Origin of the sequence: Streptomyces griseoviridis (assembly GCF_005222485.1) — a bacterium.
In the GTDB taxonomy this organism is placed as follows: domain Bacteria; phylum Actinomycetota; class Actinomycetes; order Streptomycetales; family Streptomycetaceae; genus Streptomyces; species Streptomyces hintoniae.
In genome coordinates this window covers 7,740,398-7,752,609 of sequence record NZ_CP029078.1, presented here as the reverse complement: position 1 = coordinate 7,752,609, position 12,212 = coordinate 7,740,398, and the positions used below count along the sequence as shown (strand labels likewise).

The following is a 12,212-nucleotide window of genomic DNA, read 5'->3' as shown; positions in this document are numbered from 1 at the left end:
TTCACCTGTGGGGGTTTCCTTCGAGCCGTACGGGGATCTCCCGGTGCCCGTTGAAGATGAGGGAGGGCAGCGGTGTCAACTGGTCTGCTTCGACGGCGAGTTCGAGGTGCGGGAAGCGGGCGAACAGCGCGGACAGCGCGATGCGCCCTTCGAGGCGGGCGAGTTCGGCGCCCAGGCAGTGGTTGGGTCCTGGGCTGAACGCCAGGTGCTCGCGGGCGGTGGCGCGGGTGATGTCGAAGACGTCGGCGTCCGGTCCGTGCACCCCGGGATCGCGCCCGGCCGCCGCGTAGTTGATGACGAGGGCGTCGCCGCGGGCGAACGTCAGCCCGGTCGGCTCGTCGTGCAGGTCCTCGGTGGGGAACCGCATCATGAAGTTGGCCACCGGCGCCTGGTGGCGCAGCGTCTCCTCCACGACCTGGTCCCAGCCCGCCCGCCCCGACAGCACCAGGTCCAACTGGCCGGTGTGGGTGAGCAGGTTGACGACGGCGTGGTCGAGGAGGTTCGCCGTGGTGCCGTATCCGGCGCCGATCATCATCCAGACGCTGTCGGCGAGTTCGCGTTCGCTGAGCAGGCCCGCGCGGTGGGCGTCGATCAGGGTGCAGGCGACGTCGTCGGCGGGGTGCTCGGTCTTGCGGGCGAGCAGGTCCGCGAGGAGTTTGCCGGCGCCGGCCGTGACGGCGGCGGCCTGTTCGGCGGTGAGATCGGTGGTGAACACCGTGTCGGTGACCGCCTGGAAGCCGTCGTGCAACTCCCGCGGGAGGCCGACCAGCGCGCAGACCGTCAGCCACGGCAGCCGGGTGGCGAAGCCCGCGCGCAGGTCGACGACCCCGTCGGGGGCGGTGGCCGCCGCCGCCGCGAGGCCGTCGAGCAGCGTGCCGGTGGTCTCCTCGATCCACGGCGCCAGTCCGCGTACCCGGCGGGCGGCGAAGGCGGGGACCAGCGGGCGGCGCAGCCGGTGGTGGTCGTCCCCGTAGGCGGTCTGGACGGTGCGGATGTCGACCCACACCCGCAGCGGCCAGTCGGCGGGGAGGTCGCCGTCGAGGAAGGCGGGCCAGTGCCGGTGGGCGTCCTTGGAGACCCGGGGGTGGGCCAGCAGCCGCCGGACGAGGCCCGGGTCGGTCACCGACCACGCCCGCACCCCACCGGGCAGTTCGACGCGGGCGGCGGGCCCCCGCGCCCGCAGTGCCGCGGCTTCACCGTGCAGATCGGCGGCGCTGCCGTCCAGGCGGTAGGGGCAGCGGTGGTCGGAAGGCGGGGCGGACATGTTCACGACCTCGACGGCGCTCGTGGGGCTCAGGGGCGGACGGCGGTGAAGAGTCCGTAGCGGAGTTGCGGGGCGTCGAAGAACCACTGGCCGAGGTCGGCCGCGGTCTGCCATTCGCGTGCGGTCCCGGCGTCGGAGTCGGCGCGTGCGGCGTTCCGCCAGCCCTCGACCATGGGGCCGTAGGAGCGGCGGACGTTGTCGGTGATGTCCGTGTGGTCGACGATCTTCAGCCCGGCCTCGCTCAGCAGCGCCCCGTACCGGTCGGTGGTCAGCTCGATCTTGAAGAAGGCGTAGGAGTCGGCCATCCGGGCGGCCTCCTCGGCGTCGAGTTCGCCCTCGAGGTGGTGCTCGGCGATGACGAGCCGTCCGCCCGGCCGCAGGACCCGCGCGAGGTGGCCGAGGGCCGCCCGCTTGTCCTTCATGTGCATCAGCGACTCGATGGCGTACGCGCCGTCGAACGACCCGTCGGGGAAGGGGAGTTCCATCGCATCGGCGAGCTGGAAGGTGGCCTGCCCGGGGAGGTCGGCCGGGAGCGGGCGGCTGTTGGCCAGGCCGACCTGGTAGTCGCTGACGCTGACGCCGGTGATCCGCACGGCGTGGTGGGCGACGATGCGCGCCGCGGTGCTGCCGTGCCCGCAGCCGACGTCGATCAGATGCTGCCCCGCGGCCGGGGCGACGCGTTCGGCGACGAGGTCGGTCAGCCGGTCGGTCGCGGCCCGCATGGGGCTGTCGTCGGCCTCGTCGTCCCAGTAGCCGACGTGGATGTTGCCGCCGAGCGCACGGTCGTAGATGTCCGTGTGCCGGTTGTAGAACGTCCCCACTTCACCGGACGTGTGGGGGTGTTGCGTCAGCATGGGGTGACCTTTCACGGTTCGACGGGCCTGGCTCCCGCGTCGTTCGGGGAGCGCGGGCCGCACACGCCCGCGGGCGGCGGGCCTACGGCGACCGGCGGTCGCGCGACGGCCGGCCCGGCCGGGGACGAGGGGAACGGACGGAACGGAGGGAACGGAGGGAACGGGGGCGCGGACCCGGCTCACCGGCCGGGGCCGCGCTCGTCACGACGGGGTGCCGCGACCGCGCGTCAGGACGCGGCCGTGGCACCCGTGCGGACGGGTCCGCTCAGACGTGCCCGAAGAACAGGCTGCCCGGGGCGTCCGGGTCGTTCGAGAGGAAGTGCTCGCGCACCACGCGGATGAACTCCTGGCGCGAGATCGCGCCGTCCCCGTCGGTGTCCAGCTTGGCGAACATGTCCATCGCGTCGGGCGCGTCGGACTTCCACACGTCCCGCAGGAAGCGGGCGAACTCGTCCTTGCTGATCTCGTTGTCGCCGTTGACGTCGATGACGTCGAAGATCGCGTGCCCGCCGCCCTCGGTCACGTTGAGGCGGCTGCTGTCGATGACGGCGAGGCGGTTGGCGGTGACGAACTGGTCCTTGGTGAGCCGGTCGCCGTCCACACCCGAGTGACGCAGCAGCTCCAGCCAGTACATCTGGCAGAAGTTGACGAGCGCGCGGGCCCTGCGGTCGTTCTTGTCGAGCTTGTACGCCTGGATGTAGCGGTCGGCGAGCTTCTGGTAGTCGGACCAGTCCAGGTAGCCGTCGTGGTTCGCGTCCATCGTGTCGAACGTACGTTCGAGCTTCGTGGTGATGACGTCCTGCGCCGCAGCGGTCATTCATCCTCCTTTGGGGCGGAAGGTGGGGATTTCGTGAACACCATGACCATGATCGGTCGGTGAGCACAACCCCACAGGGTGCGACTGGTCCCGCTTTTCACCTCTCCGGCCGCACCACCCTCACCTGACAAGCCCCACAAGCGAGTTCATCCCGGATCCGGCCGCCGTCGCCCCCTACTGTGAGCCCGCCGCCGGCCACCGGCGGACCTGCCGCACCCTGCTCCCGCCACCCCGCCGACCCCGTCCCGGAGGAATCACGTGTCGCTGCCGAAGCCGTCGAGTCCGACGCCGCCCGCGGGCCGGGCCGTCGTCATCACCGGGGCCTCCTCGGGGCTGGGGGAAGCCTGCGCGCTCCAGCTGTCACGGGTCGGCTTCCACGTCTTCGCCGGGGTCCGCCGCGCCGAGGACGGCGAACGGCTGCGCACGGCCGCCACCGGACAGCTGACCCCGGTCCTCCTCGACGTCACGGACGAGAAGGCGGTACGGGCCGCCGTCGACGAGGTCACCGAGTCGGTCGGCGCGGCCGGACTGCGGGGACTGGTCAACAACGCGGGCATCGCCGTCACCGCCCCGCTGGAGTGCATGCCGGGCGACCTCGTGCGCCGCCAGCTCGACACCAACGTCACGAGCCAACTCCTGGTGATCCAGGGCTTCCTGCCCCTGCTGCGGACCGGCGCGGGGCGGATCGTGAACGTGACCTCGGGCCTCGGCAACGTCGCCCTCCCCTACCTCGGCGCCTACGCCGCCGCCCAGTTCGCCAAGGAGGCGCTCAGCGACGCGCTGCGCCGTGAACTCGCGCCGCAGAACGTGCCCGTGACGGTCGTTCAGCCGGGCGCCGTGCTGACTCCGCTGTGGAGCAAGATGTCCGAGGCCGGCGACCGCGCCCTGGAGAGCGCCCCCGAGCAGGTGCGGGAGCTGTACCGGCACACGTTCCCCCGGTTCATGGCCACGAACGAGACCGCGGCGCTGACCAGCCGCACCACCCCCGACGACGTCGCCCGGGTGATCTTCCGAGCCCTGGTGACCGAGCGGCCCAGGACGCGGTACGCGGTCGGCCGCGACGCGAGAGGCAGCCGCGTACTGCGGAGGCTGCTGCCCGACCGTGCGATCGACCGGCTCCTGGGCGGCATCGTCACCCGGACCCCCTGACCCACCAGGCCACGAGACCGGCGAACTTGGCGAGCCCGGCGATGCCATAACGGCGAGTGCCCCGAGCACCGCAAGAACCACAAAAGGCGCAAGAACCACGAGAACCGCGAGATCAAGGAGCACCGCAATGACCACGCCCCAGGAGCTGAAGGACCTGTTCAGGCACGGCCTCGATCTGCTGTCGGAGGGCAGGATCGAGGAGTGGATCGACGGCTTCACCGAGGACGGCGTCCTCGAATTCCCCTATCCGGCCTGGGGGTTGCCCACCCGGATGCAGGGCCGCGAGGCCCTGCTCACCCAGATGACGATGTTCCGGGACCAGTTGAAGGTCGAGTTCTCCGAGCCCGAGTTCTACGCGGCCACCGCGGACGGCCTGGTCGTCGCGGGCTTCACCGCCGACTGCGTGCTGGTCGCCACGGGGGGTGAGTACCACCAGACGTACCTGTCGGTGGTCCGCTACGAGCAGGGCATGATCGCGCACTTCCGCGACTTCTGGAACCCCTGGTCGGTGATGGAGGCGGCCGGCGGCGAACTGGCCTGGAAGCAGCTGCTCCCGACCATGTCCCCACGCTGACCCGGACGCCCGCGAGGACTTCGCGGGCGACGTCCGACGATCCAGCACGCGCGTCCCGCGTCCTGCATCCCGCTCCCGCATCCGCATCCGCATCCGCATCCGACGCTCGCCCGGCCCCGCGGCTCGACCAGCCGCGGGGCCGGGGCACGCCGGGCCGGTTTCCCTCCGGCGGCTCAGGCCCGGAGGGATCCCCCTTCGCCCTCAGCCCTCGTCCGACGTGGCTCACGGCCTGGCCGGTTCAGGGAGTGTGCTGCCAGAGATGAGGGGGTAAGTACCCGTTGCAAAGCTTGTTGTGAAATTGCCCAGTTGAGGGTGGCCCGCCGGGGCTGGACGGGTGCCGGAGCGACGGACCACCGCCGGGCGGGGGGCGACGCCCGATCGAGTGCTGGGCATGCCCATGGGCGCCGGATGGGATCGACAAGCAAGTCATTGCGGTCTGCCGGCCGACTGCGGTGGGCCAGGCGATTGGGGAACCGGATGGGCATCGGGATCGGCGCTGTTCACTGTCTTGCGCCAGAGAAGCGAGTGCGGATCGCGGACCTGCCGGCGTGCGCCGGGCTCGAAGCGGAGGCGCTCGCCTCCCTCCAGGCCTGCGGGGTCCGGACGGTGGCGATACACCCGGACACCGACGCCTGCGAACTGGCCATCCGTGCCTGCCGGGAGCTCCTGGCCGACCATCCGCATGAGCCGGACTTCCTGATCCACATCGAATCCCGTGCCTCCGAGCGGCTCGCGGGCTCGGACGCCTGCCGGGTCCAGGCCGGGGCAGGGCTGACATCAGCCGTCCCGTTCACCGTGGGCGGTCTGGCCTGTGTGGGACCGTCCGCGGCGTGGGCACTGGCCCATGATCTGCTGCTGGCGGACCCGGCGCGACGCAGCATCCTGCTGGCCTTCGGCACCAGGCCCGCCGAGGACAAGCGCATCCGCTACCCCGCCTCCGTCCTGGGGGACGGCGCCTTCGCGATGACGATCGTGCGCGAGGGCCGGCCGGCCCTCAAAGCCTCGCGGATGAGCGCGGACGGCAGCTTCAACGACCGGGTCCACGTCGACTACGTGAAGGCGCCCTGGCACGAATGGGGCGCGGAGCGCGCAGTCCGGGAGCGCCTTGGTTTCGACCTGGCGATGGAAAGCCGCACCCGGCTCGCCCAGCTCGTCGACGAGACGCTCACAGATGCGGGCCTCACCAGGGATGACGTCGCCGCGGCGGTGCTGCAGAACCTCCCCGCAGACGCGTCCCCGTTCTTCGAACAGGCCCTCGGCCTGCCCATCCACCCGATCTGTGCGGAGCAACTCGCCGAACGGGGGAATCTCGGCCCGATGGGCGCCGTCCTCAGCCTCGACCGCCTCCTGACCACAGCCGGCCTGCGCAGCGGCGATCACGTCCTGATCCTGAGCAGAAGCCGCGGCGCCGCGTGGGCGGTGACGCTGTGGGAAGCGTGAGTGCCCAAGTCCCACCGAGATCCGTCCAGCCTACCAAGAGCCGGCAGAACGCTCCTGACGATCCGTGGCGGCTCGGTCCGGCTGGCAGACTGGCCGCATGGAAACTGTCGACGAAGAGTCAGCAACCATGGTGGAGTTATCCGCGCACGGTCCCTCCGGTGACCAACTCCTCCGTACTCTGCGCGCATGGCTCGGCCACAACGACGCGTTCCGCGGACAGACGGAACTGCGCCGACGCCCCATCGCCGAAGGTGACATGGGGGGGCGGGCTCGACGTACTCGTCGTCGCACTGGGATCGGGCGGTGCCGCCACCCTCCTCGTCCAATCGGTGTCCACCTGGCTGAACCAGCGCCGCTCGGACGTCACGGTCACCATCCGGGCGACGGACGGCCGCGAGGTCAGCATCAGCGTGACAAGGGCCAGTGACCCGCTGGCCGTGATGCGTGAGGCGGAGCGCCTTGTCCCCCTCCAGCCCCACGAATAGCCCGCCACCGCACCGGCCCTGGCTGCCCCGAGCCTCCGAGACGCGGGCCGTACTCATCGGCGCGAGCACCTTCACGCACCCGGACATCTCTCCGCTGCCGGCCGTCGACAACAACGTGGCGGATCTGCGTAACGCCTTCACCCACCCCGAAAGCGGCCTCCTCGCCGGCCTGCCCCGCGAGCACGTCAAGGTGCTGGGCCTCGACGGCGCACCGGTCAGCACGGGCGGTATCGGGAACGCACTCGCCCAGGCCCGCGGTGCCAAGGACCTGTTGGTCGTCTACTACGCCGGGCACGGGATGCTCGATGACGACGGCATGCTGCATCTCGCGGTGACGGACACCGATCCGGATCAGGTCGGCTTCACCGCCGTTCCGATCAACACGATCAAGCGTCAACTCGCCCTGTCCCGGGCGCGGGCCCGCGTGCTGCTGCTGGACTGCTGCTTCTCCGGCCTCGCCGTCTCGGTCATGTCCACGCGCCGCGGCCTCGTATTCGGCCAGCTCCCCGCCAGCGGTACCTACACTCTGACCTCCACCGCGGCCGACCAGCCGTCCCGCGCCGAACCGGGCGCACCGCACAGCGTCTTCACCGCCGCGCTGCTCCGCGCGCTCAGCGCTCCGGAACCACTGACCATGGACGGGATCTACGAATACGTACGGGCTGAACTGCACGATCTCGTGCTGCCACCACCGCAGCGCCAGTCCACCGGGGACACCGCGCTCGTCGGACTGGCCCGGGGGCCGGTACCCCTGCCCACGGAACACTCCGCCCCGTCCGCCCCCAGGAGGTCACAGCTTCGGCCTCTGCGGAAGGCCCTCCTCGTGACGGCGGTGGGCGCGGCCGCCACCGCCGCGGTCCTCCCGCTGCTGCTCAACCAGCAGTCGAAATCCCCAGATCCGGCTTCCAAAGGCCCCGCGGCGTCGGCACCCGCCTCGGCGTCCCCAACCTCCGCGGAAAAGACGGATGCCGTCAGGGCATCGGCGTCCGCCACGCTCACCCCCGAGCCCGAGCAGTTGAAGATCCCGACGTTGCAGACGCGCCGGACCGCTGATCACACCGTCACCATCCGGCTGACCGGCCTCGTCGGCAACACCGCGCTGAACGGCACCTGCGACAGTTGGGGCGGCGGTGGCGAAGTGGGCGGCAGTGTTTCTCTGACCTGTGACAGCGCCCATGGAACAAGCACCAACGGACTGGCCGACTTCTTCGTCGACACCCCGAACAAGACCTGCAAAGCCAGTGGCGTAGCCGTCGGTGACTCCACCGTCATCGCCGCTTCCTCCCGCGACTGGACCAAAATTCTGGTCATGGACGTGGGCCGGAGGAAGCCGGGCAGTACCTCCGACTACGCGACGTTCCAAGTGACGCGTGGCCACGGCCGACCCCCCGAAGGGACCAGAACCTGCGCCTGACCGACGGCGCTTCGCCAGCTCCACCTCGCGTCCCGGCCCGGTGGTTCAGCCCCGCGCCCAACGTCCGCCTCCGGCCTGCCGGTTCATGAAGTTCGCTGCCGGGGGCGGGGGTTGAGGGCTGCGGCGCGGGCGAGCAGAGCCGCGGCCTGCGGACGGTTGCGGAACGCGCGCGGGGAAGACGTGCCAGTGAAGGTACGAATCCTCCAGCCGCCCCAGGGAGAGCGGGGTCCCCCGCGAGCCCGGCCCGGGTGTACCCGGTCCCGAGGGCGGCAGACTCCGCGCCCCTCGTCCAGAAATCACCGTAACGGGCGCCAGGCCAATCAAGTGCCCTATTTCTGCGGCATTCTACTGATTGATGGTGACCAATCCAGAGTTCTGCGCGGGCGGAGAGGTGGTAGCGGGATGCGGATGAACTTCCCGAGCAGGTCGCGGCGCGCTGAAGCGGCCGGGACGCGTGGGGCGGGCGGCGGCAGGCCGTTGTCGTGGAGTGTGCCGTCGGCCAAACGGCGGCCGGGTACGGCGCTGGCGGGTCTGGTGGCACCCGCACTGGCTGGCGTCTCCGACGCTCAGGCGTCCTCGGGCTTCAAGAAATTCTCGAAAGCCGGTGATTTCGAGTTCACGGTCCCGGCGGGCACCAAGAGGGTCGATGTGTGGGTGTGGGGCAGCGGTGCCGGGGGCGGCGGAGGTGCTGGCGGAGGCGGTGCGGGAGGCGGGGGCGGCGGCGGGAACGGCATCTCCGAGCGCAACGGCGGCGGTGGTGGCGGCGGGGGCGGCGCCGGCGGATCGGGTGGGGGAGGTGCCAGTGGCTCATTCGTGTCCTGCACGCTGACAGCCGCCACCGCGGGCTCGGTACTCCGCCTTCACGTGGGCGGCGGCCGTGCAGGAGGCGCGGGCGGAGCCGGAGGCAAGGGAGGAGCCGGGGGCAAGGGTGTCTCCTCGTACGGGGACGGCGGCAACGGCTCTGACGGGGCGCCGGGCGTCGACGGGACGGCCGCGCCCGTCCTTGCCGCCACCCAGGCCGACTTCGACAAGGCCGGCAGCGCCGTCACTCTGACCGGCGGCCGACAGCTCGTCTTCGCCCCCGGCGGCCCGGACGGGAGCACCGGCGGCAAGAAGGGCTCTCCCGGCCACATGGGGCTCGGAGGGAAGAAGAACGCGGACGGCGGCGCCGGCGGTGCGGGCGGCACGCTCGCGGAGGGCGGCGCCGGCGGCACGGCGACCACGGTGGCCGCCAATGACGCCCGCTATGTACCCACCTGCCAGGGCAAGAACATCAAGAGCCACGGCTTCGCCCCCGGCCGGCCGGGAGACAAGGGCGGCAACGGCGGCGGGGGGACACCGGGAGGCCCCGGCGACGACGGCACCCACCACCGTAGTGGGGTTGGTGGCGACGGTGGTCAGGAGGGCCGCTCGAAGAGCCCGGGTGCCGGGGGTGTCGGCCATCTCACGACCTGGGGCCTCTACGGGTCCGGCGGACCCGGTGGCGCGGGCGGCGGAGCCACCAAGCCCAGAGGCACTGAGGACCACACCGGGAATGGCGGCGCAGGCAGAAGGCACCGGGCGGACAACGGTACCGAGGGAGCCGGCAGCTTCAAGGGTGGCGGCGGAGCAGCAGGAACGGACGGCGCGGTGGTCATCCGCTGGCGCACCTGACAGCCGTCGCCCACCGCCCGGGGTTCCGCAGGTCCCGAGGTGCAGCGGGCGCCGGGGCTGAGCCGAGCCCAGGGCTCGGCGATGCCCTCTTCGGTCCCGTCGCGCGGAGACGGAGGGACGTGGGTCGCGTCGCGCGGAACTGCGGTGCGGATGCGCCCTCCACGCGGGCCGGTGAACAGACGTGGGTCAGGGGCGGGAGCGGCCGGGAGGATGCGCTGCGCCGGTCGTGAGCAGCCTGTTCACCGGAGGACCGCGGCGTCGTCCCCGCCGAGACCTCCACGGACCGTCAAAGACCTTGCCGTCATCCACAAGATCACAGCCGTCGGCACGGCACTCTCCGCGCACCTCAGCGTGTCAGGCGCCCCGCGCACGCTTCCCGCGACGGCTGTCCTCACCCGATGACACCGGTCAAGGCAGGCTGGTCCCCATCGGGTCCCCAGAAATGACCGAGGGCCGGTCTCGGATTGCTCCGAGACCGGCCCTCCGTGACGACTGTCTCCAGTCGGGACGACAGGATTTGAACCTGCGACCCCTTGACCCCCAGTCAAGTGCGCTACCAAGCTGCGCCACGTCCCGAACCCGTCTGACCTGGGGTTTCCCCTGGCCGAACGTGCACAGAAACCATACCGCACTCGGGTCGGTGGTCGCGCACGCCTTTATCGACGATCTGTCGGCCGGTCGACCGGTCTTGACCTGAAGTTCGGTTGAGGTAGCACGATCATTGGCATGACGACGATCACCGAGGAAGAGCGGCGGGCTTACGGGTACGCGGACCTGCCCCGTCTCATGGGGATGATGACCGGCGACGAGAAGCACGGGCCCGCCGCCACGTCCACGCTCGACGTGCTGTGGGTGCTGTACGACCGGGTGCTGCGGGTGCGTCCCGAGACGGCCGACGATCCCGGGCGGGACCGGTTCCTGCTGTCCAAGGGGCACGGGCCGATGGCGTACTACGCGGTGCTCGCCGCGAAGGGGTTCCTGCCCGTCGACTGGCTGCCGGGGTTCGGCTCCTACGACTCGCCGCTCGGACACCATCCCGACCGGACGCTGGTGCCCGGCGCCGAGATCGGCAGCGGCTCGCTCGGGCACGGGCTGCCGATCGGGGTCGGCACGGCGCTGGGGCTGCGCGCCCAGGGGCTCAGGGAGCCCGGGGTGTGGGTGCTGGTCGGGGACGCCGAGCTGGACGAGGGCAGCAACCACGAGGCGATCGCCTTCGCCGGGCCCGCCGGTCTCGAGCGGCTGCACACCGTCGTCGTCGACAACGCCTCCGCCAGTCACGCCCGGCCCGGCGGTATCGCCGCGCGGTTCGAGGCGGCCGGCTGGTCCACGGTCACCGTCGACGGCCGTGACCACGACGCCCTGTACGACGCCCTCACCCTCGCGCACCCGGGCAGGCCGCACCTGGTCGTCCGCCCGCGTGGAGCCGAAGAACTCCTGAACGCCCCTTTGCCGCACCGCACTTCAGAGAGGTTCCGCCTGTCATGGACACCATGCGCGAGCGTTTCGCGCCCGTCGTCTCCCAGCTGCTGGACGAGGATCCGCGCGTCGCGGTCGTCCTCGCCGAGATCGGCGCCGCCGACTTCCAGGAGACGATGCGCCGCCATCCCGACCGGGTCGTCAACGTCGGCATCCGCGAGCAGCTCCTCGTCGGGGCCGGCGCGGGTCTTGCCCTGACCGGGCTGCGACCGGTCCTGCACACCTTCGCCAGTTTCCTCGTCGAGCGTCCCTTCGAGCAGGTCAAGCTGGATCTCGGGCACCAGGGCGTCGGCGCGGTGCTGGTCAGCGCCGCCGCGTCCTTCGACTGGCCGGCCGGCGGGTTCACCCACATGGCGCCCGGTGACGTGGCGCTGCTCGACACCCTCGACGGCTGGACCGTGCACGTGCCCGGCCACCCCGACGAGGCCGAGACCCTGCTGCGGCACGCGGTCGCCGCCGGTGACGACCGGGTGTACGTCCGGCTCTCCCTCCAGGCCAACCGGACCGGGCGTGCTGTCGACGGGCACCGCCTGATCGCGGTGCGCGAGGGCCGTTCCGGGGTGGTCGTCGCCGTCGGGCCGATGCTGGACGCCGTGCTGGAGGCGACCGAGGGGCTGGACATGACCGTGCTGTACGCGACGACCGTGCGGCCCTTCGACGCGGCGGCCCTGCGCCGGGCCACGGCGTCGGCCGGGACCGACGTCGTCCTCGTCGAGCCGTACCTGGCCGGTACGTCGACGGCCGCCGTCGGCGACGCCCTCGCCGACCTGCCGCACCGGGTGCTCGGCCTGGGCGTCGGACGCCAGGAGCTGCGGCGCTACGGCACGGTCGAGGAGCATGTGACCGCACACGGACTGGACGCGGGGTCGCTGCGCGAGCGGATCGGGGCGTTCGTCACGGCCCGGCGGACGGTGTCCACGGGGGCCTGAGCCGCATCCGTCCGGCGCGTGGGAGGTGCCCGGGGGCTGCCCTGCCCGACGTCGGCGACCTGTCAGGGGGCCGAACCCGCCCGGGGAGCCACCCCTGCCCACGGAGGGCCGACCCCGCCCGATGAGCTACGGCCCTCCTGGGAGCCCGGAGGCCCCG

10 protein-coding genes, 1 tRNA gene and 1 pseudogene are annotated in these 12,212 nt (G+C 71.7%); 8 read left to right on the top strand and 4 right to left on the bottom strand.

The window, feature by feature from the left end; translation table 11 throughout:
* Position 1: 1 nt before the first annotated feature.
* The 3 genes from DDJ31_RS33580 to DDJ31_RS33570 form a co-directional block, all read right to left on the bottom strand.
* Positions 2–1,264 (bottom strand): cytochrome P450 family protein, encoded by a 1,263-nt coding sequence (locus DDJ31_RS33580; protein WP_127176653.1) that lies wholly within the window; start codon positions 1,262–1,264, stop codon positions 2–4.
* Between the two features lie 29 nt (positions 1,265–1,293).
* Entirely contained in the window at positions 1,294–2,118 is an 825-nt protein-coding gene (locus tag DDJ31_RS33575) for a methyltransferase domain-containing protein (protein WP_127176654.1), read from the bottom strand.
* A 265-nt stretch (positions 2,119–2,383) separates the two neighbouring features.
* Positions 2,384–2,935 carry an EF-hand domain-containing protein gene (locus DDJ31_RS33570; RefSeq protein ID WP_127176655.1) on the bottom strand — a complete coding sequence of 184 codons (552 nt, stop codon included), beginning with the start codon at positions 2,933–2,935 and terminating at the stop codon, positions 2,384–2,386.
* Positions 2,936–3,193: 258 nt separating this feature from the next.
* Between DDJ31_RS33570 and DDJ31_RS33565 the strand changes: the two genes are divergently transcribed.
* From DDJ31_RS33565 to DDJ31_RS39750, 6 genes are all read left to right on the top strand, one after another.
* On the top strand, positions 3,194–4,084 hold the full coding sequence (locus tag DDJ31_RS33565) for an SDR family oxidoreductase (RefSeq protein WP_240677983.1): 891 nt from the start codon (positions 3,194–3,196) through the stop codon (positions 4,082–4,084).
* Positions 4,085–4,211: 127 nt separating this feature from the next.
* Positions 4,212–4,658, top strand: coding sequence for a nuclear transport factor 2 family protein (locus DDJ31_RS33560; protein WP_127176656.1), 447 nt, complete (start codon positions 4,212–4,214; stop codon positions 4,656–4,658).
* Between the two features lie 477 nt (positions 4,659–5,135).
* A complete protein-coding gene (locus DDJ31_RS33555) occupies positions 5,136–6,098 on the top strand; it encodes a 3-oxoacyl-[acyl-carrier-protein] synthase III C-terminal domain-containing protein (protein WP_127176657.1) in 963 nt (320 codons plus the stop codon).
* Positions 6,071–6,583 carry an effector-associated constant component EACC1 gene (locus DDJ31_RS39935; RefSeq protein WP_367396714.1) on the top strand — a complete coding sequence of 171 codons (513 nt, stop codon included), beginning with the start codon at positions 6,071–6,073 and terminating at the stop codon, positions 6,581–6,583. The genes DDJ31_RS33555 and DDJ31_RS39935 overlap by 28 nt, the downstream gene beginning before the upstream one ends.
* Positions 6,543–7,997 carry a caspase family protein gene (locus DDJ31_RS33545; RefSeq protein ID WP_127176659.1) on the top strand — a complete coding sequence of 485 codons (1,455 nt, stop codon included), beginning with the start codon at positions 6,543–6,545 and terminating at the stop codon, positions 7,995–7,997. Before DDJ31_RS39935 ends, DDJ31_RS33545 begins: the two co-directional genes overlap by 41 nt.
* Positions 7,998–8,861: 864 nt before the next feature.
* Positions 8,862–9,650, top strand: coding sequence for a hypothetical protein (locus DDJ31_RS39750; protein WP_164784793.1), 789 nt, complete (start codon positions 8,862–8,864; stop codon positions 9,648–9,650).
* A gap of 502 nt (positions 9,651–10,152) precedes the next feature.
* Here the strand turns inward: DDJ31_RS39750 and DDJ31_RS33535 are convergent.
* Positions 10,153–10,226, bottom strand: a tRNA-Pro gene (locus DDJ31_RS33535).
* Between the two features lie 150 nt (positions 10,227–10,376).
* On the opposite strand from DDJ31_RS33535, the pseudogene DDJ31_RS33530 reads away from it, so the two are divergent.
* Positions 10,377–11,088: pseudogene (locus DDJ31_RS33530) on the top strand (transketolase).
* Between the two features lie 43 nt (positions 11,089–11,131).
* Complete coding sequence (locus DDJ31_RS33525) at positions 11,132–12,055, top strand: transketolase family protein (protein WP_127176660.1); 924 nt, start codon at positions 11,132–11,134, stop codon at positions 12,053–12,055.
* The last annotated feature ends 157 nt before the right edge of the window (positions 12,056–12,212 follow it).

Excerpts from the sequence above, each read along its gene's own strand:
- DDJ31_RS33560 (WP_127176656.1), top strand. The coding sequence starts at position 4,212 with ATGACCACGCCCCAGGAGCTGAAGGACCTGTTCAGGCACGGCCTCGAT.
- DDJ31_RS33580 (WP_127176653.1), bottom strand. The coding sequence starts at position 1,264 with ATGTCCGCCCCGCCTTCCGACCACCGCTGCCCCTACCGCCTGGACGGC.
- DDJ31_RS33525 (WP_127176660.1), top strand. The coding sequence starts at position 11,132 with ATGGACACCATGCGCGAGCGTTTCGCGCCCGTCGTCTCCCAGCTGCTG.
- DDJ31_RS33575 (WP_127176654.1), bottom strand. The coding sequence starts at position 2,118 with ATGCTGACGCAACACCCCCACACGTCCGGTGAAGTGGGGACGTTCTAC.
- DDJ31_RS33555 (WP_127176657.1), top strand. The coding sequence starts at position 5,136 with ATGGGCATCGGGATCGGCGCTGTTCACTGTCTTGCGCCAGAGAAGCGA.
- DDJ31_RS33570 (WP_127176655.1), bottom strand. The coding sequence starts at position 2,935 with ATGACCGCTGCGGCGCAGGACGTCATCACCACGAAGCTCGAACGTACG.